The organism is Candidatus Neomarinimicrobiota bacterium (assembly GCA_022573815.1).
Lineage (GTDB): Bacteria > Fidelibacterota > SORT01 > SORT01 > SORT01 > JACZTG01.
On sequence record JACZTG010000025.1, the window covers coordinates 1 to 18,391 of the forward strand.

Below are 18,391 nucleotides of genomic sequence, written 5' to 3' on the forward strand. Positions count from 1 at the left end.
TTCCGAAAACAATGGCATGGGATAAATCCTATTTCAGGGTGACGGTACCGGATATGGAGCAGCTAGACAGCTCGATAATATTTATGGCTGGGATAAATCCTATTTCTTATTTGATCCCGTTTTTCCCGCCCGGAGCGAGGTTTATCCGCCTGGAGGGCCATTTCAAATTCAATAATCCTGGAGTAGAGACCCAATTTCATCAAGAGATTATTGAAATAATTCAAAACCACAGCGGCCCATTTTACCTCCTATCTCGCCTGAATTATTTCTCAGATCATAAAAAGTTATTAGAAGATTTAGGTCTTAGGGTAATTCGAGCCGATAGTAAAGGTATAAAATCAGAGCATGAGTCAGAAGGACTGCGTTTATGGGTTGTTCGGAAAGAAAATCCATTGACGATGTGATAAGCAATCCCCAATTAACAGGTGGGTATGCCCAAAGCGCCTTTTCTAAGGTAATTTCGGCACAATAATTTCGCAAGTCGCTCTAAGTCTCTGTATCACAAGGGGGACGACGGATTAGTAATCAAGACTTCCTAAATGGAAGATGGCGAAAAGGTTGTAAATAATAAAAAAATGTCGTAAGGCTCTTTTTCGAACACTACAATCTATAAATATTGATTAAGAGATTTTGTATGCTATGAGACTTCAACAGGTTGAAGTTCAAGTATTTTATCAGTCAAAATGGCGTTGAGTTCCTTGCTTAGAGCGTCAAGCTCCGCAAGGAAATGTTCCCGCTGTTGATCTATATAATCTTCTACATTATTTTTGTAATACTCAATCCCATTTTTTAAGTTTTCTTTGAACTCACGAAAATATTTTGGCGTTCTGTTCGAAAGTTCTAACGTATATTCCTCTACTTCTTTTCTAATGTATTCTATATAGAGTTTGAGCTCTTTGATGAACATATGTGGCCTGTTGGAGTCTGTGATAAGCGATATTCTGCCGTAAATATGATCAACCATTTCTTCAAGCGTTGTCTTTTTGGAAAAGCTGATTATTCCGGGTCCACAGCAGATCAAAATTTTACCGTTTCTTTTAATTTTGAAATTTTGTGTAGCGGAAGAAGCAAGGTCGCGGCATAAACAAGCTTTCGAAAGAACATAATCTCTTTGTCTGGCGATAACGCTTTCGGGAGCATCCATCGTATCCAAAATCGCAAGTTTTTTTCTCATATAATTTCTTGATGATCTACAAATTTGATGTTTGGTAAATTCTGTATTGGAAATAAGGAAACCTTTAGGACAATCGCTTCCCGGCTTGCCGATTGAAACGAGTCTTTCCACTTCCTCCACGGCTGCCGAATTCTTTAGCACCCAGAATGGCAGACCCAAAGGCGATGCGTCGCTAAGATGCACATCGTCTTCGCCGGCTGCCGCCAGCCTGTCTCTGTGGTCATCGTCCAGGTTGGTCACTTCTGATATAAGAAGGAATGGGGTTGCCCACCCTGTTAAGTCAACATCATAACGATTATGGAGTAATTCCCTCTCGTCATTTGTTCCGATTCCGCCCTGAACCGTCAGGCTGACTTCAGGAGCTGAGGACGGTACAATTTTATCATATTTCTTAAGCGCCTTGGTGTAAATATCAAATAACTTTTCTTTAAGAGCATTTCCCTTTTCTTTAAATTCTTCCAATATAGGACCCATCAGATAGCCTTTTGTTGCAAAGGCATGTCCGCCGCAATTGAGTCCTGATTCAACTCTGAATTCGGAGACCCAAAGTCCTTTTTTAGCGAGGAATTTACCTTGTATGGCGCCCGATCTGTAATCACTTACTTTTAATGTTATCCGCTTTTTTAATTCTCCGAGTTTGTTCGGAAAGAAATCAGCAAAATTGGATATGTACGTGTACAATCTCAGGTTAAGACCTGCGGAAAAGACTACTGAAGAGTTCAGCGTGCTCTCTGCAAAGCCTTTTAGAGCAAGAAGCGCATCACTTTTCCCTATAGGAAGATCTTCATTTCCTCTTGCTCCGGTTCTGTCAAGTTTGGTCATTATATTGACATCAATGCTTCCCGGAACGACCTTTTCACGAAGTTCATTCTGCATCTGTTCTCTGATATCCGTGTCTTTTTCTTTAAGCATCTTGAGATATTCGGTCTTTAGCGGTGAATCCGGGAGCATTCTGAAATAGCGCGTAATATCGGTGCCCTGTTCAAAATCAGATTTACGGAGAGAGTCCATATCCTTTTTAACAATTCGGTTAACAAGGTTAAGATATTTTCTTATCCTATGAACGCGAGAATCTTCACTTTTGTGGGGAATTTCCTCATATGTTTCTCCGGCACCTTCCGCATGAAATTTCCTCATATGTTCAATGAGCATATCGTCAGTAATAGAAATAACGGTTGAGATACCGAATTTTGCGATTCGAATAGGTGTATCAACGGTAAATCCTGTACCCATTACCGGAATGTGGAATTTATGCACGAATTTGTTTATTGGATTGTCCAATTAGTCAATGCTTCCCTTTATGTTTAAGCGTCCATATTAACATATCAATTAATGATATGTTAATTATACGTAGGTTAAGATAACGATTATTTATTCCTTGGACAAATACTTTTTACCGATTCCGTATTTCATCTAATTTTAGGTCTGTTACCCATTTATGTATGCACTCTTTCGGCTGAGTATCAATGTATGAGTGTTTGGCGTCGAATGAATTTGGTCGGATTATTATCAGATATGAAAAGAATTAAATTGCGTTCTGATATTCCGGCATCACCGCAGACAGAGCGCGTAAGAATTTCTGATCGGTTGGAGATCCGAACTTTTTAGCCAAATGAACGTTATGCCATGCTGATGAATAATCCTCAAGAAAATAATGAGCTACTGCCATATAAAAACAAGCCATGCCATTTTTAGGGTTATCTTCCAATATACTTTTAAAATAAACTAAGGCTTTATCATACATTGTCAGAGACATAAACAGACGCCCTATATTCAATTTTGCGAGAGTATAATTTGGATTAATTTTGAGGGCTTGATTATATTTTTCAAGCGCATCATCTGGTTTATTAAGGATTTCGTAAATTTTACCCAAATTTGTATATGCTTCAACAAAATTAGCGCTATACTTTATGGATGACAAAACCACTTTTGAAGATTCAGTGGAGGTCTGTATTAGTTATGTTAGGGGAAGTTAAATGCTGAAGATTAAGCCTCTACAACTGCTTCAGGTTTTTCTATAAGGAGATTCTTCGGTTGCCCATTATTCTTATTCTTCCAAAAGAAACCCAAATTGTCCACAAGCAAATCTCTGACGCTTTTTTCAGTATCTGCTCTTGTACAGATAAAGCATTCCCTGCAAGAATTTTCTTTGCTGAATTCCCTGACCATCTGTTCTCTTGAACGGAAATATTCCTTAACCATTGCACAGGGAGTAAATCTTCCATCAGGATTGACTACGAGGAATCGATACCCCGATTGACACTTTCCTGTCGTCCTGTTGACAAGAAAATCGTAGTAACGCCAGAGTATTCTATCAGAAGTCAGAACCTTATATCCCTGTTTTTTGAGTGATATGACTTCCTTGATTGATTCTTTTAAACCTACAGCAAGCTCAGTATCGTTCACTAAAAACTGGTTATCATTAGTTCGAAGCGAAGTGTATGCTGAAAAATTCACTCCGACCCCCCATGAGTTCGCAGTTCTAACTATGTCCGGTAACGCAAGAGCGTTTGCTCCCGTAATACAACAGTTTACAAGTATATCATTACGCTTGAATGCGGCGATTTCTGATAAATTACTACTGAGCTTTTGAAACAAGCCTGGAATATGGCGCCAATCATCATGACGTTCGTCGGGAAAATCAAGGGAGATGCAAAACCGATCTAATCCGGCTTTACGGAGTTCTTCATATCTTTTTACTGATAATTTGGCTCCATGCGAAACCATTTGTAATAGTGGCGCGCCGTTTGGATTTGCGATGGCTGCGGCTATATCACAAATATCCGTACGAAGCATCGGCTCGCCACCGGAAAGGTGAGCGATCACCGGCTTTAGCTGACGGCTGATTTCACCGTATTCAGCGGGTGTAAGGTGAGTTTCTTCGACTCTCCCGCCCCAATTGCAGTGTTCGCAGTCGGCGCTGCACGAATGAGTAATTTCAAATGATACAGAGAGTGGCCGCCTAAGTATAATATTTCGAGCGCCTCTGATTCCTAATCTTATATATCTACCAGCCGAATAACCGGTCATTTAATTCTCCTTTCATATATAAAGATCTTCAAAATATAAAGTCGTGTAATAGATATATCATGTAATTCTTGATACGATTTTGAAATATTGACCTTTCCGTCACGAGAAAAATCAATGTTATTACTCATCTTTTGGAATTATGAGTCTCTTCTTATTGCTACCACTTCAAAACTATTAATATTCGAGCGATAAGCAACATAAACTTTTACCGTTTTATCAGATCCCCAATTCGAATCTCTCTGAGTACTTAACTCTATTTCAAAATTTTGTATCTGATTCTTCTCTCCTGATATATGCGGGAGTAAAAAATAGGTATTCCCACGCAGCTCGTAATTCGTGATTGAATTTTCCTTCACGTTTCTTACAGCTACCTTATATCGGTTTCCTGTAGAGCCTACAACGCCTGCATCCAATGCCAAATCTCTAAAACTGAATATATGATTTCCCGTTGAATCAAGATTGACTTTAAATCCGTCAAGTGGATTCACTTTGGAAAACCAATGAGAAACAATTTTATCTCTTCTTTCTATCAATATCCTTGTTAAATACTTTTCTGCTTCAGGATCAGATATTTTTCCTGTTTTAACAATGTTTTTTATATCCTCATCCGTAAAACTCATAACTATCTTCGCACCCCAATACGCATCCCTGTAAGTCATATTTTCACTTGCCGCATTCGGATACACCGCTACCCAACCTTCAGGATCGAACATCTCCGATTCTATCCATCCAACTGAAGTATAATGCACCGAATCAACATCATCCCATGGATCTTCATATGCCCCGAGCATCAGAAACGCCTTTCCAATGTTGGCAATATCTACAGCGTATTCATTTCCGTATTTAGGCGGATGCGGACGCCCCCAATTGCTTCCTAATGTTGAGCCCATATCTATCAAATAATGTTTAACGTAACTGTTATCATTTTTGTCGGTAATGTACATATCGAGAGTATTCGCCATTCGTCTGTCCGTATCGCCTAACCACGAACTTAATACTCGTAACCCCCTTAATTCTCTTCTATTTTCATGCTCTACTCTATCGTTCAGGTCATCCTTTCTTCTGCCATGAAAATCAAAAGGTCCTAATGGCACTCCGCTTAGCCACTTACTTGCCAAAGCCCTGATCTTTCCATCTTTGTTTCTTGGTTGGTCTGAAAGGATAGATTTAAGATCTTCTCTCGTCATACTTCTTTTTTTCGCATCAGGAGTCGGAACAGTAACTTTCGGATCAATAGTTAGCTGGGACGGATTGAAATAGAATATATGGTTTTCGGGCACATTATAACCTGCTGCATGAAAAAATTTGGTTGTGATTACTTCGGCAGCAGATGCCATCTCATGCCATCCCGGTCCATCAAATTTAAGTACATATTTATCTCCACGGGAATCCACTACTATAAATCCCAAAGAACCACCTTCAAACTTACCTTTGATTATTGTTATGGTGCCGCTCGTATCAGGTCCATTTGTATTATTCGGTCCCCTGATAAGTTCCTCTTGGCTTAACCTTTTAATCCCGTGCCTGTGAGTAAACCATGTAGAATTCGGTGAATCATCAAGACTGTTTAGATTATCTGCTTCTTTTCTCCCGGATAGCCCGAGTTTAAAGCCTATCTTCCTTGCGGTCCAGCCAAAATCGAGAGGTTTAGCGATTTCATAAAAAAAGTAATTATCAATAATATCCCAAAGTTGATCCTCATTATTCCCTTTTGGTTTTGGAATATTTTCTCTATCATCCTCTCGCAAAGCGGGAGAATTATCATAGTCAACCGTGCCGGCGCTGCATCCAATAAGAAGAATAATTAAGATAAAAATTGACAGTTGTTGTACTTTAACCAATCTAAAATAAACCGCTATTTGATAATTTGAATAAATTGTGGTGTTCGAAGTTAGTGCTGTAAGATTGAATTATTTCAAATGAAAGAAAAGACGGCTGCCCCTGTAGCATATTACGAGCGTCTCTAATTACTATTCTTAAATTTTTACTTAGTGTATAACCAGTCATCGTATTATTGTCTCTATACAATCAAATATTACCGGCCGGATACGCTAAATATCGGACTAAAACATCACATATTCAACATGTCTTTATGTGTAATTTAGCAGTGATTCTATTATTTTGGTGTATCAAATGTTATATCATAAGAGGATCGCGTTGAACGAACAATAAAGACAATAACGGAAAGAATATACTTATCACGATATAATCAGGGAATTCTTCCCGCAGTGTGCAGGAGTTCATTCCGGAAGTAATCTTACTATCTTCTCTTCTCAAGTTCGCTTAGCACCGAACTGAGCGTAGTTCCTTTATTATGTAAGAGAACAAGAAGGTGATAAATCAGATCGGCAGATTCTTCGTGCAGTCGTTCAAGATTTTGATCTAAGGCGGCAACTACCGTTTCAACGGCTTCTTCACCGACTTTCTGTGCGATGAGTGAAGTTCCTCCTTTGAACAATGATGTTGTATATGATCCTTCAGGCAGGTCTCGCGCACGCTGGGAGATAACAGTTTCGAGCTCCGTTAAAATGGAAAGATTATCAGGTTGCACGTCAAAACAGCTGTAGGAACCGGTGTGGCATGTGGGACCCTGAGGCTTTATTCTTAACAAAAGAGTATCGGAATCGCAGTCTACATGCGAAGAAACGAGATGAAGAAAATTACCGGAAGTCTCGCCTTTCCGCCAGAGTCTTTCTTTCGACCTACTCCAGAAAGTAACAATTTTATCCTCCATTGTTTTATCATATGCCTCTTTATTCATGTAGCCCAGCATCAAAACAGCTGATGTTTTATCATCCTGGATTATTACGGGAACTAAACCGCTTCCCTTACTGAAATCTATTTCATTCTTCATATTCTTACCTGCACATTATTCCTCAATAAATATTGTTTAAGTTCCTCGATAGAGTATTTCTCATAATGGAAAACCGAAGCTGCGAGCGCTGCGTCAGCATTTCCTATAGTGAAAGCATCGAAAAAACTGCTCATCTCGCCTGCGCCTCCTGAAGCGATAACCGGAATATTAACTCTCAAATTAATTTCACTCAACAGATCCAAATCGAAACCTTCGCCTGTGCCATCCTTGTCCATAGATGTTACAAGAATTTCACCCGCTCCAAGGTCTTCCACCTTTTTTATCCATTCCAAAGCATCAATTCCGGTATGTTCGGTGCCGCCTTTAATATAAATATTCCAACTATCGCCATTTCTTTTCGCATCAACGGCAGCAACGATACTCTGCGAACCGACTTCAAGGCTTGCCTGCCGGATCAGATCAGGGTTCAGAACTGCGGCTGTATTTAAGGAGACTTTTTCCGCACCCGCCTCGATAACAGTTACAACCTGTTCAATGGAGGAGATACCGCCGCCAACTGTGAACGGAATATTTATCTCCTTTGCAACATCTTTCACGATGTCCAAAAATATATTGCGTCCTTCGATACTCGCGCTGATGTCCAGAAGAACGAGCTCGTCTGCCCCCGCCGATGAATAGAAAGATGCCAGCTCGACGGGGTCTCCGGCATCGCGCAAATTTTTGAATTTTATTCCCTTAACGGTTCTTCCGTCTTTTACGTCTAAACAGGGAACTATACGTTTGGTCAGCATTATTTATATTTCAGCCAGATCATCAAGTTCAATAAGGTTTTCGTAAATCGCCTTTCCAACAACGGCCCCGTATAATCCCGATTGCTTAAGAGATTGGACATCGCTAATAGAAGAAACGCCTCCCGAAGCGATGAGCTTAATATTCGGCAGATCACTCAGGATTGATTTGTAAAATTCAATATTCGGACCCTTCAGAACGCCATCCTTTTGAACGTCGGTACTTAAAAAATATTCAATTCCGCTGTTATTGAGCGTTTCCATAAATTTAAGAGGCGAATAACTTCGTTTCTTTTTCCAGCCGTGGCTAAGGATAGCGCCGTTACTGAAATCTGCCGCGACTATAATCCGGTCGCTGCCAAATCTCTTCGCAAAACTTTCAGCTGATTGAAGGGACTCTGCGACGACAGTTCCAAGTATTACCTGATTGGCTCCGATGGAAAGAAGTTTTTCAACATCTTCCTCGTTGCGAATTCCGCCGCCGATGTGGACTTTCAATTTACTCGCGGAAATGATGGAAGAAATAGCATCCCAGTTGATAATACTGCCCTGTTCAGCGCCCTCTAAATCAATAACGTGAAGATGAGTAAAGCCTTTTTGTGCAAAAGTCTTAGCCATTTCCGCGGGTGAGCTATCATAAACTTTTTTAGTCGAAAATTCCCCTCGGGTCAATCGGACGCATCGTCCTTCGTATAAATCAATAGCGGGGAATATCAGCATAGCTCTATAAAATTTTTAAGTAGTTTTTCACCTATTTCACCCGATTTTTCCGTATGGAATTGGACACCGTAATAATTATCTTTATTGACGACAGAGGAAAAATTAATGCCGTATTCCGTTATCGCAATGGTCTCAGGAATTTCCGGGGCGTAATATGAATTCACAAAATAAAAATAAGCGCCATCTTCAATTCCATGAAATAGGGGAGAGTCATCACTGAATAAAACTCTGTTCCAGCCAATTTGGGGAACTTTATTGTCCTTGGAATCGAATTTTTTTAATTTACCCTGAATAATGCCCATACACTTTGTAGACCTTTCATCGGTGTAATCAAATAGAATCTGCAATCCGATACAAATACCAAGAAAAGGGATTTCCAAAGATGTGATGTAGGGTATCAAGTCTCCCTTTCCGATGGCATCCATAGCTGTTTTGGCTTCGCCCACACCCGGAAATATGATTTTATCCACACCTGCAAAATCGGAGGGCGTTGAACCCTTAACGTAATTTACACCTAACCTGTCAAGAGCGTTCGACACTGAAGTGATATTACCGCCACCGTAATCTATTAATCCGATCATAATGTTCCCTTAGTAGATGGAATCCGGTCGATCTCTATGATGTTGATCTTAACAGCATCTTTGAGTACACGTCCAACGGCTTTGAATATTGATTCGATCTTGTGATGGTCATTTCTGCCTGTCACCTTGATATGAAGAGTACAGTTAAGCGTGTCTGAGAGCGCTTTAAAGAAATCTTCAACAAGTTCCGTCGGTAGTTCGCCGACCATCTCCCTTTCAAAATGTCCGTCAAACTCCAAATGACTCCTGCCGGAGAGATCAAGCAAAACATCGGCGGAAGCTTCATCCATCGGTACGGCAAACGCGAATCTTTCAATACCTCTTTTATCGCCGATTGCCTTGGATAAAGCCTCTCCCAAAGCCAAACCTGTGTCTTCAACTGTGTGATGTTCGTCTATGTCGGTGTCCCCTTCGGCTTTGATATTGAGAGAGATACCGGAATGTTTCGACACCTGTTCGAGCATATGATCGAAATACCGGATGCCCGTTGAGATTTTATTATTGCCTTTTCCGTCTAAACAGAGCTCAATTTCAATCGAAGTTTCTTCGGTTTTTCTGCTGACCACTGAAGATCGGGAAGTGTCCAGAATCCAGCGGCAAATGTCCGGAAAGTATTCCGAATTAAAATCAGGATTGGACGATTTGTCCGAGCCTAATAATGCAGTCCTGAAGCCGAGCGCTTTACCAAACTCAATATCAGAGGCTCTATCACCGATGACGAAAGAATTATCAATATCAGGTTTTATCTTGCCGATGTAAGCATCAACTAAACCTGTTTTCGGCTTCCGGCACTTGCAATTGTCCTCTGGTTTATGCGGACAGACGAATACCTCATCGAATTCAATTCCTTCGCCCTCAAGAAGAGAGAGTAATTTATCCTGCACTATTTGGTAAGATTTCTCGGGATAACCGTCACTTCCAAGACCATCCTGATTTGAGGCTATTATCAGCGTATATCCGGCGCTGTATAATAAATTCATACCTGAAATAACACCCGGAACAAACTCAAGTTTTTCAAGTGAATCAATCTGCTTATCAGGCGGTTCCTTAATAATCGTCCCATCCCTGTCAAGAATCACGAGTTTCATACAGGCATTCTCCTTAGAGCTTCAAGAAGAAGATCGTTTTGCGCCTTTGAGCCGACGGTTATCCGTAAGCAGTTATCAAGAAGAGGATCAGAAGAACGATTCCGGACAATTATACTTTTATCGGCGAGATAATTTTGAATTTTAGATGCGTCCTCACATAACACGAGCAGAAAATTCGCTTCGCTTGGAAATACTTTTTTAAAAATATCAGACCCTTCGAATTCGATTCGTATCCGTTCCCTTTCAGATAATATATCAGATACGGCGTTTTCCATAGCGATTCGGTCATCAAGGACAAGCAGGGCGACTTTTTCGGTCAAAACATTGACGTTATAAGGAAGTTTAATTCTCATTAAATATTCTATTATCTGCTCGCCTGCGACGCAGTAACCCAACCGTATTCCCGCGAGTCCCCAGGCTTTGGAAAGTGTCCTGAGGACGATCAGATTAGGAAATTCTTCAGCTTTTCGAGTGAGTGAAGAGAAGCTGGAAAATTCAATGTACGCCTCATCTACGACTAAAATCAGACCTTTGTCCCGAGTATATTCAAGCAGCTTATCGGTAGATAGAATGTTACCGGTGGGATTGTTCGGCGAACAACAAAAAACGAGTTTTGTCTTTTCACTTACAGCTTCCTCAAGTTTGGAAATATCAATATCAAAGTCATCACCGAGCAAACAGGATTTCGTTCTGATTCCATTCAATTCTGAGGAGACTTTATACATCCCGTAAGTCGGTTCGATGATAACTACTTCATCCTGATTCGGAGTGCAGAAAAGCCTTAACAGAAGATCAATAATCTCGTCCGAACCGGAGCCTGCGAATATATTATTAGCCGGAACGTCAACGTAATCGGAGAGGGCGGCTCTTAAAGTCGCAGAAGTCGGGTCGGGATATCGATTGGCGACCACTGCTCCAATATTGATAAAATTATCAAACGGATTCTCGTTAGCGTCCAACAGTACTCTGCCTTTTTCCGTAAGATGGCGAGCGCTTGTATAGGGTTTGAAATTGAGCAGTTCCGGTCGTATCTGATTTTTCAGTTCAAACATCACTGAGCCTTGCCTGCACAGATTCGTTATGCATCTGAAGTCCTTCAGCTTCCGATAACCCTTTTACAGCAGGTGCTATGTTTCCTAAGCCGGCAGTGTCGGTCTTTTGAAACGTGATAAATTTTTGGAAATCGCTTAAGGATAATCCGCTGTAAGATTTTGCGTTACCATTCGTAGGAAGAGTGTGGTTTGCACCCGTAGCGTAATCGCCGGCGGCAGCGGGCGTCATACTGCCGAGAAAAACCGTTCCGGCATTTTTGATTTTGTCCTTATATGAGTCAGCCTTCTCTATTTGGAGGGATAGATGCTCGGGAGCGTATTCGTTAGAAAATCGGATAGCCTCCTCAATGTTTTCAACAGTGAGAATCAGGGATTTATTTAGGCAAATATTTATAATCTCCCTGCGGTCATCAGGTAGAGAAAGATTTGAAATCGCTTCAGAAACAGAATTCGCAAACTGAGCGCTGTCGGTGAGCAGTAAAACGTTAGAATCAGTCCCATGCTCCGCTTGCGCCGCGAGATCAAGCGCTGCAAATAGAGGATTGGCGCTATCATCGGCGATAATCAAAAGTTCAGTCGGCCCGGCAGGTAAATCTATTGCTACGCCGTCCGGGTCGTTCGAAACGAACATTTTAGCCGCATTAACGAATTGATTTCCCGGTCCGAAAATTTTATCTACCTTTTGAATGGATTCAGTGCCGTATGCAAGAGCAGCAATAGCCTGCGCTCCGCCAATTTTGTAAATTTCTTGAATGCCGACCAATTTAGCAGCCGCAAGTAATGAGGGATTTATATTTCCATCAGCGTTGGGTGGAGTTGACATCGCAATCCGTTCACATCCCGCTAACCGGGCGGGAACGCCGAGCATAAAAACGGTTGAAACGAGAGGAGCAGTTCCGCCCGGCACATAAAGCGCTACGTTTTCGATAGCCCTCGGTTCACGACTGCACGAGATACCCACATCGGTTGTGATTTCCATGATTGGCGATAATTGCGCTTCATGAAATTTCAGAATATTATCGCGAGCTCTGAGCATTGAATCAGAAAGATTTTTCCCGATGTTTTCGTAAGCATTATCAATTTCCTCCTTCGACACTAAAAAACCATCAAGTTCAACCTCGTCAAATTCCATTGTATAAGATTGAACAGCTTTATCTCCACGGTTTTTCACATCCAGGCAGATATTTGCAACATTAGCTGTCAAAGAGGATTCGGTATTGACATTCCTGTTCAGCAACGCACTCATTTCTTTTCGATTTAAACTTTTAAGAATTCGTATTTTCATATTTATTGGATGATGTTATCTATTGAGGAGACAACGATACCGCTGGCGCCGGCACTTTTCAATTCATCGAGTACATCCCAAAATTTCTGTTCATCAACCACAGAATGCAGAGCGACCATATCATCTTCGAGAAGAGGAATAATAGTCGGGCTTTTAATTCCCGGTATCAAGGTTTTTATTTTTTCAATGCTGTTTACGTTGGCATTCATTGCGACATATTTTTTGCCGTGCGCAAGCACTCTACTTTGGATGCGAACCAAAAGTTTGCCGATGAGTTCTTCCCTGGTTTTATCAGCGATAGTGGATTTGTGCGCTATCAATACCGCTTCTGACTTGGTTATTTCGTACATTTCATCAAGCCCGTGTATTTTCAATGTGCTGCCGGAGGAGATAATCTCGCAGATAGCGTCAGCTACTCCTATTGCGGGAGTAATTTCAGTGGAGCCGCTAATTTCGGCTATCTTTGAATTAAGGTTTGCTTCCTCTAAAAATTTTGCCAGAATATTCGGGTAAGATGTGGCAATGGTTTTACCTTTGAGGTCTTTTACTTTTTTTATCCGCGAACTCTTTGGAACGCAAATAGAAATGCGGCATCTGCCGAAATTCAAACGGGATAGAATTTCCACATCTGAATTTTCCTCTTCCACGATGTTGGAACCTACAATTCCGATATCGCAGATTCCTTCCTGAACATATCGAGGAATATCGTCGTCTCTGATAGCTAATATATCCAGCGGGAAATTGCTTACGGGAGAATAAAGGACGCCCTCCCGGAAGGAGAAGCTGAATCCGCTGCCACTGAGTAAGTCAATTGAACCTTTGGTCATCCTGCCCGACTTTTGAATGGCTAATTTCAGTCTGCCATTATCCTTGTTTAAATTTTCCAAATTAAAATCTCTTATTTATTTTTGTTTTGTGATTTGTTTCTAAGCATTTCTATATATCCACCCTTGCCTTTTTTGAGCCATTTGTGCACTCTCGCAACTGTTGTAGAGCTAAGTCCTGTAATTTTTTCAATTTCTATGTAAGTCGTTCCTTCATTAAGTAAACGGGCGACTTTCCATCTCATAGCGGCTTCGTTAATCTCCGTTTTAGTTAAAAGGTCTCTTAAAAAATCTTCACACTCCCGAACGTTATCGAGACTGACAATAGTTTCGTATAATATTTCCAAGTCTTTTTTATGTAATTTTTTCATTCCTCGTCACTTTACCTAAGTAAAGTGCTATTATAACTCTTTGCGCTTTACTTGTCAAGCGATTTTTATTTTAAAGCCATCCTATGCATAAATAATCGTCCTCAGAAATAGAAACTCATACTGAAGTAGAATTTCATCAGTTTTTCCTCGCATATAATAATCTTATTAACATAACAGGTGAGAACAGCGGAGAAGTTAATCTACGCGTCGGGTATTTCCATCTTGAAACGCCATATGTGTCACTACGCAAATTATCAAGCGAGATGTCTCCTTATTTAGTCTATTCAATTCAGCCGGTGCGGGAGGGATTTAATTTGGCGAGGAGGCAGGTCGGTGTATCGGCATATGGCGGAATCGGTTCAATAAAGGCACGATTTGATTACGAAATCGCCTATGTAAATGGGACTAATGATCTGATTGACACAAATACTGAGAAAGATTTGTTTTTCAAAGGAGTGCTGAGCCTGCATGAACGATTAAGGATCGGAGCGCTCTATTACACGGGTGAGCAAAATATCTCGGGAGGTTCCAACTTGAATTCGGAAAATGATAAGTTTACCCGTTTCGGGCTTGACGCAAGTCTGAATCTTCCAAGAGGCGCTAATATATTCGGTCAATGGATAAAGGGCGTTGATGACGATACAGACGGAGTGATGCACGGGAGCGCAGCCATTCGAATTTTCAGGAGGGTTCTTGGAGGCTGACGTGCCGCTGAGCGTATTATCAATGGACAGTAAAATTCTTAGGAAAATCTGGCTAAGGGAAAATCGCTGTATGACCGTACATGCGCGTATTGTCACGGATTAAATGGAGGCGGCAATGGACCGGCAGCGGCATTTATGCTTCCCCCACCTCGCGATTTCCGGGATGGAGTCTATAAGTTTCGCCAGACTCCAAGTGGAAGTATTCCGGATGACTGGGATCTATATGAAAGTATAACAAATGGAATTCATGGGACTTCAATGTTGAGCTGGAGAGAATGGCCTGAAGAAAAACGCTGGTTGTTGGTACATTATATTAAAACCTTTTCTGATGAATTTAAAAGAGAAGCTCCGGAAGTTATCGAAGTGGGAGTGCCTCCACAGGTCACCAGAAAGAGCATAATAAGAGGAAGACAATTTTTCATAGATGCGGACTGCTGGAAATGTCACGGCACATCGGGTAGAGGAGACGGTCCGTTTGCCGATGAGCTTAGAGATAATTATGGGAAAATTTCTATTCCACGTGATCTTACAATAGGAAAGAACTATGGCAGAGGAAATACGCAGCGGGATATTTATATTACTCTCGTAAGCGGATTAGACGGAACGCCGATGCCGTCATATCAGGATGCATTTGAAGATATGGATGAGGAGCTCTGGGATTTGGTAAATTATATATATTCGCTCAGCAATAAATAAGGTAACCGGAAGATCGGGAGGATTACTGAGATTTATTGCAAATTGCGGAGCAAAGTCAGAGAGTCTATTTACATCTGAATTAATTTACCGAATTATTTATAATTAGCAGTTTTATTTCGGTCATTTCGTCAATTGCGTACTTGATGCCTTCCCTTCCTAAACCGGAATCTTTAGAACCGCCGTACGGCATATGATCGATTCGGAAGGTAGGATAATCGTTTACGACTACTCCTCCCATATCAAAATTTTCGAATGCATAAAGAATATTGGAAATGTCCTGAGTGAAAATGCCGGCTTGTAAGCCGAATTTAGTGTTATTTGCTCTCTTAACCGCATCCTTAAAATCGGAATAAGGGGTCAGCGTGACAGCAGGGCCGAATATCTCCCCGGCGTTTACGTTCATCTCAGGAGTAGTGTCAATTAAAAGGGTCGGCTCAATCATCAAGCCGTGGCGCTTGCCTCCGGTCAAAATCGTCGCATTTCCTTCTGTCGCTTCTTTTATCCACGCCTCGATCCGATCTGCGGATGTTTCGTCAATCACCGGACCGACAGAGACGTCGGGGTCAAGCGGGTCTCCGACTTTAAGATTCGCTATCGATTTGAAAAACAACTCTTTGAATTCATCGAGAACTTTTTCCTGAACATATATCCTTTGGACAGATACACAAGATTGTCCGGCAGCGCCATATCCGCCGAGGGCGCACCTATCGGCAGCGTGTTGGAGTGAAGCAGTATCGTTATGCACTATGGCGGCTGAATTATTCCCTAACTCCAGCAACACTTTTTTTGTGCCTGCGATACTTCTAATATGCCATCCCACTTTAGGGCTGCCCGTAAAGGAGATCATCCTGTACCGTTCATCGGTCACAAGTTTTTCCGCCGTGGAAACGTCACAGTGGAAAACTGAAAATGCTCCTTTGGGTAATCCGGCACTCTCGGTAATTTCACCTAAAATATGAGCAGTGAGTGGAGCCTGCGGCGGCGCCTTAACAACGAGGGTACATCCGGCAGCAATTGCCGGCGCAAGTTTGTGCGCAAGCAGATTCAGCGGGAAATTAAACGGCGTAATCCCCAATATCGGTCCGACAGGGAAACGTTTCGTCATTGCATAATATCCCACGCCGGCTTTTACAACGTCCATAGGAATTACTTCTCCACCTATCCGCTTTGCTTCTTCCGCGCCCGTAGTGAAGGTATGGAGCGAACGATCAAGTTCTACTTCTGCTATTCTTACCGGTCTGCCGGCATCTACAGCCATTATCTCAACAAGCTCTTTCCGCCTGTTTTCTATTTCCTTGACTATGTTCATAAGTATTTCACTTCGTTCATAGCCCGGCATCTTTTTCATCGTTTCAAAAACTTCCACGGCTGCCGCGGTTGCGTCTTCCGCATCCTTATCCTGAGCAACGGCAATCTCGCAGATAGTTTCACCGTTATACGGATTTATCACTTTCTCCGATTTATCGGATTCCCGCCATTCACCGGCTACGAACATTTTTTGATAATCAGACATTACAATTCCTTTATAATTTCACTATTAAAAATTTTTACATTAATTACAATGGGCAAGTTAATTCTCCCAGCTCTTCAGTTAGTTTAATGTTTTCCCGATAGTCCACAGGGCAGTCCACAACGCTCACTACATCCTGCCGGAGCGCTTCCTCTAATATCGGAAGAAGTTCGTCGGCGGCTCCAACACGGTACGCCTTCGCTCCAAAAGATTCCGCGTATTGTACAAAATCCGGGTTACTGAAATCTATGTGCGATTCTCTGCCGAACTGAGCGTCCTGTTTCCACTTGATTAAGCCGTATTTGCTGTCGTTAAATATGAGGTTCACAAATGGAGTCCCGATTCTCATTGCGGTCTCTATTTCCTGTGAATTCATCATAAATCCGCCATCTCCTGATATAGCGATAACGTTCTTTTCGGGATATAAAAGTTTTGCGGCGATAGCGCCCGGAAGAGCGATTCCCATTGACGCTAATCCGTTGGAAATTATCGTCGTATTGGGTACGTAACATGGGTACATCCGTGCTATCCACATCTTATGAGCGCCTACGTCAGATAAAAGAATATCCTCCGCTCGAAGCGATTTTCTAACATCCGAGAGGATTTTTTGAGGCTTGATAGGGAACCCATCATCATTGTCATACTCGTGTATTTCATTCAGCATCACCTCGCGGTGAGGATTTGGCACGGGCAGTTTTGACGGTTTTGCGATTTCGGCGATGGCATTCAAGGAGAACGCGATATGCCCCAGCACCCCAACTTCAACAGGGTATGCAGAATCAACCTCGGCAGGCGAGAAATGTATGTGAACTATTTTTTTATCTCTCTTTTCGTTCCACTGAATAGGCGAGTACTCGACCATATCGTATCCGACAGCTATTATAACATCCGCATGATCCATTGCGCATGAGATGTAGTCTTTCGTTTTCAAGCCGATAGTGAATAAAGAGAGTGGATTATCGTTAGGAATTGAGCCTTTCGCCATAAACGTTTCGGTAACTGAAATGTTCAATTTTGTGGCAAAGTCAAGTAACGCATTTGTTGAACCGCTTCTTATAACACCGTTTCCTGCGAGTATGATAGGATATTCAGCGTTGCTTATTGTTTCGGCGGCTCTTTTTACCTGTTCTTTATTTGGCTCCGTCGGGATCGGCTGCTGCCACTTAAGGGGAACGTCTTCAACCTGCGCGGAGGCCAAATCTTCAGGCAGCTCCAAATGTGTTGAGCCGGGTTTTTCGGTTTGAGCAACCTTGAAAGCTTTTCTCACCGCCTCGGAAATTGTAGTCTCCGATTTTATCTGCGTGTTCCATTTAGTAATGCGTCTAAACATCTCGACGATGTCAACGTATTGATGTGATTCTTTGTGCATCAAGTTTAGAGGTGATTGACCGGTAATCGCGACAAGCGGCGCGTTATCAAGTTGAGCGTCGGCAACGGCAGTCATAAGATTTAGAGCGCCGGGACCAAGCGTTGCGAGGCAGACTCCGGCTCTACCGGATAACCTTCCGTACACATCGGCCATGAAGGCCGCGCCTTGTTCGTGACGCGTCTGAATGAATTTGATATGGGAGGAAAGCAGCGAGTCCATGATATCGAGATTTTCCTCTCCCGGAATACCGAAAATATATTCTACGCCTTCATTTTCAAGGCATTTAACAAATAACTCAGATGCTTTCATATAGAAATTCCAATCTAATAGCAGTAATTATTATTTTTACTCCGGCGTGAAAAGTAATATAGAATTTCTCTCCAA

18 protein-coding genes are annotated in these 18,391 nt (G+C 41.9%); 3 read left to right on the forward strand and 15 right to left on the reverse strand.

Annotated elements, in window-relative coordinates; all coding sequences use genetic code 11:
• Positions 1-11 precede the first annotated feature (11 nt).
• On the forward strand, positions 12-404 hold the full coding sequence (locus IIB39_09095; protein ID MCH8928856.1) for a hypothetical protein: 393 nt from the start codon (positions 12-14) through the stop codon (positions 402-404).
• Between the two features lie 233 nt (positions 405-637).
• Here the strand turns inward: IIB39_09095 and IIB39_09100 are convergent, their stop codons facing one another.
• From IIB39_09100 to IIB39_09160, 13 genes are all read right to left on the reverse strand, one after another.
• Entirely contained in the window at positions 638-2,455 is a 1,818-nt protein-coding gene (locus tag IIB39_09100; GenBank protein ID MCH8928857.1) for a hypothetical protein, read from the reverse strand.
• Positions 2,456-2,699: 244 nt separating this feature from the next.
• On the reverse strand, positions 2,700-3,047 hold the full coding sequence (locus IIB39_09105) for a tetratricopeptide repeat protein (GenBank protein ID MCH8928858.1): 348 nt from the start codon (positions 3,045-3,047) through the stop codon (positions 2,700-2,702).
• 113 nt (positions 3,048-3,160) lie between these two features.
• Positions 3,161-4,204, reverse strand: a complete 1,044-nt coding sequence (locus IIB39_09110) for a radical SAM protein (protein MCH8928859.1) — start codon at positions 4,202-4,204, stop codon at positions 3,161-3,163.
• Between the two features lie 137 nt (positions 4,205-4,341).
• A complete protein-coding gene (locus tag IIB39_09115) occupies positions 4,342-6,045 on the reverse strand; it encodes a hypothetical protein (GenBank protein MCH8928860.1) in 1,704 nt (567 codons plus the stop codon).
• A gap of 419 nt (positions 6,046-6,464) precedes the next feature.
• Positions 6,465-7,058 (reverse strand): bifunctional phosphoribosyl-AMP cyclohydrolase/phosphoribosyl-ATP diphosphatase HisIE, encoded by a 594-nt coding sequence (locus tag IIB39_09120; GenBank protein MCH8928861.1) that lies wholly within the window; start codon positions 7,056-7,058, stop codon positions 6,465-6,467.
• Positions 7,055-7,810 carry an imidazole glycerol phosphate synthase subunit HisF gene (gene hisF / locus IIB39_09125; GenBank protein MCH8928862.1) on the reverse strand — a complete coding sequence of 252 codons (756 nt, stop codon included), beginning with the start codon at positions 7,808-7,810 and terminating at the stop codon, positions 7,055-7,057. The genes IIB39_09120 and hisF overlap by 4 nt, the downstream gene beginning before the upstream one ends.
• Before the next feature lie 3 nt (positions 7,811-7,813).
• Positions 7,814-8,527 carry a 1-(5-phosphoribosyl)-5-[(5-phosphoribosylamino)methylideneamino]imidazole-4-carboxamide isomerase gene (gene hisA / locus IIB39_09130; protein ID MCH8928863.1) on the reverse strand — a complete coding sequence of 238 codons (714 nt, stop codon included), beginning with the start codon at positions 8,525-8,527 and terminating at the stop codon, positions 7,814-7,816.
• Positions 8,521-9,108 (reverse strand): imidazole glycerol phosphate synthase subunit HisH, encoded by a 588-nt coding sequence (hisH, locus tag IIB39_09135; GenBank protein MCH8928864.1) that lies wholly within the window; start codon positions 9,106-9,108, stop codon positions 8,521-8,523. The genes hisA and hisH overlap by 7 nt, the downstream gene beginning before the upstream one ends.
• Complete coding sequence (hisB, locus tag IIB39_09140; GenBank protein ID MCH8928865.1) at positions 9,105-10,196, reverse strand: bifunctional histidinol-phosphatase/imidazoleglycerol-phosphate dehydratase HisB; 1,092 nt, start codon at positions 10,194-10,196, stop codon at positions 9,105-9,107. The genes hisH and hisB overlap by 4 nt, the downstream gene beginning before the upstream one ends.
• Positions 10,193-11,248, reverse strand: coding sequence for a histidinol-phosphate transaminase (gene hisC, locus IIB39_09145; GenBank protein ID MCH8928866.1), 1,056 nt, complete (start codon positions 11,246-11,248; stop codon positions 10,193-10,195). Before hisC ends, hisB begins: the two co-directional genes overlap by 4 nt.
• Positions 11,241-12,533, reverse strand: coding sequence for a histidinol dehydrogenase (gene hisD, locus IIB39_09150; protein MCH8928867.1), 1,293 nt, complete (start codon positions 12,531-12,533; stop codon positions 11,241-11,243). The genes hisC and hisD overlap by 8 nt, the downstream gene beginning before the upstream one ends.
• A gap of 2 nt (positions 12,534-12,535) precedes the next feature.
• Positions 12,536-13,360 (reverse strand): ATP phosphoribosyltransferase, encoded by an 825-nt coding sequence (locus tag IIB39_09155; GenBank protein MCH8928868.1) that lies wholly within the window; start codon positions 13,358-13,360, stop codon positions 12,536-12,538.
• A gap of 71 nt (positions 13,361-13,431) precedes the next feature.
• Entirely contained in the window at positions 13,432-13,728 is a 297-nt protein-coding gene (locus IIB39_09160; protein MCH8928869.1) for a hypothetical protein, read from the reverse strand.
• A 314-nt stretch (positions 13,729-14,042) separates the two neighbouring features.
• On the opposite strand from IIB39_09160, the gene IIB39_09165 reads away from it, so the two are divergent.
• Together IIB39_09165 and IIB39_09170 are read left to right on the forward strand one after the other, a co-directional pair.
• Positions 14,043-14,432: a hypothetical protein gene (locus tag IIB39_09165; GenBank protein MCH8928870.1), complete on the forward strand. Its 390-nt coding sequence runs from the start codon at positions 14,043-14,045 to the stop codon at positions 14,430-14,432.
• A gap of 135 nt (positions 14,433-14,567) precedes the next feature.
• Entirely contained in the window at positions 14,568-15,128 is a 561-nt protein-coding gene (locus IIB39_09170; protein MCH8928871.1) for a cytochrome c, read from the forward strand.
• A gap of 79 nt (positions 15,129-15,207) precedes the next feature.
• Here IIB39_09170 and IIB39_09175 read toward each other — a convergent pair whose 3' ends face one another.
• Both IIB39_09175 and IIB39_09180 read right to left on the reverse strand, forming a co-directional pair.
• Entirely contained in the window at positions 15,208-16,641 is a 1,434-nt protein-coding gene (locus IIB39_09175; GenBank protein ID MCH8928872.1) for an aldehyde dehydrogenase family protein, read from the reverse strand.
• 43 nt (positions 16,642-16,684) lie between these two features.
• Positions 16,685-18,316 (reverse strand): acetolactate synthase large subunit, encoded by a 1,632-nt coding sequence (locus IIB39_09180; GenBank protein ID MCH8928873.1) that lies wholly within the window; start codon positions 18,314-18,316, stop codon positions 16,685-16,687.
• Positions 18,317-18,391: the final 75 nt, after the last annotated feature.

Coding starts and splice junctions, on each gene's coding strand:
- hisH (MCH8928864.1), bottom strand. CDS start 9,108: ATGATCGGATTAATAGATTACGGTGGCGGTAATATCACTTCAGTGTCG.
- IIB39_09095 (MCH8928856.1), top strand. CDS start 12: ATGGCATGGGATAAATCCTATTTCAGGGTGACGGTACCGGATATGGAG.
- hisC (MCH8928866.1), bottom strand. CDS start 11,248: ATGTTTGAACTGAAAAATCAGATACGACCGGAACTGCTCAATTTCAAA.
- hisA (MCH8928863.1), bottom strand. CDS start 8,527: ATGCTGATATTCCCCGCTATTGATTTATACGAAGGACGATGCGTCCGA.
- IIB39_09170 (MCH8928871.1), top strand. CDS start 14,568: ATGCTTCCCCCACCTCGCGATTTCCGGGATGGAGTCTATAAGTTTCGC.
- IIB39_09155 (MCH8928868.1), bottom strand. CDS start 13,360: ATGACCAAAGGTTCAATTGACTTACTCAGTGGCAGCGGATTCAGCTTC.
- hisB (MCH8928865.1), bottom strand. CDS start 10,196: ATGAAACTCGTGATTCTTGACAGGGATGGGACGATTATTAAGGAACCG.
- IIB39_09110 (MCH8928859.1), bottom strand. CDS start 4,204: ATGACCGGTTATTCGGCTGGTAGATATATAAGATTAGGAATCAGAGGC.
- IIB39_09160 (MCH8928869.1), bottom strand. CDS start 13,728: ATGAAAAAATTACATAAAAAAGACTTGGAAATATTATACGAAACTATT.
- IIB39_09120 (MCH8928861.1), bottom strand. CDS start 7,058: ATGAAGAATGAAATAGATTTCAGTAAGGGAAGCGGTTTAGTTCCCGTA.
- IIB39_09180 (MCH8928873.1), bottom strand. CDS start 18,316: ATGAAAGCATCTGAGTTATTTGTTAAATGCCTTGAAAATGAAGGCGTA.
- IIB39_09175 (MCH8928872.1), bottom strand. CDS start 16,641: ATGTCTGATTATCAAAAAATGTTCGTAGCCGGTGAATGGCGGGAATCC.
- hisF (MCH8928862.1), bottom strand. CDS start 7,810: ATGCTGACCAAACGTATAGTTCCCTGTTTAGACGTAAAAGACGGAAGA.
- hisD (MCH8928867.1), bottom strand. CDS start 12,533: ATGAAAATACGAATTCTTAAAAGTTTAAATCGAAAAGAAATGAGTGCG.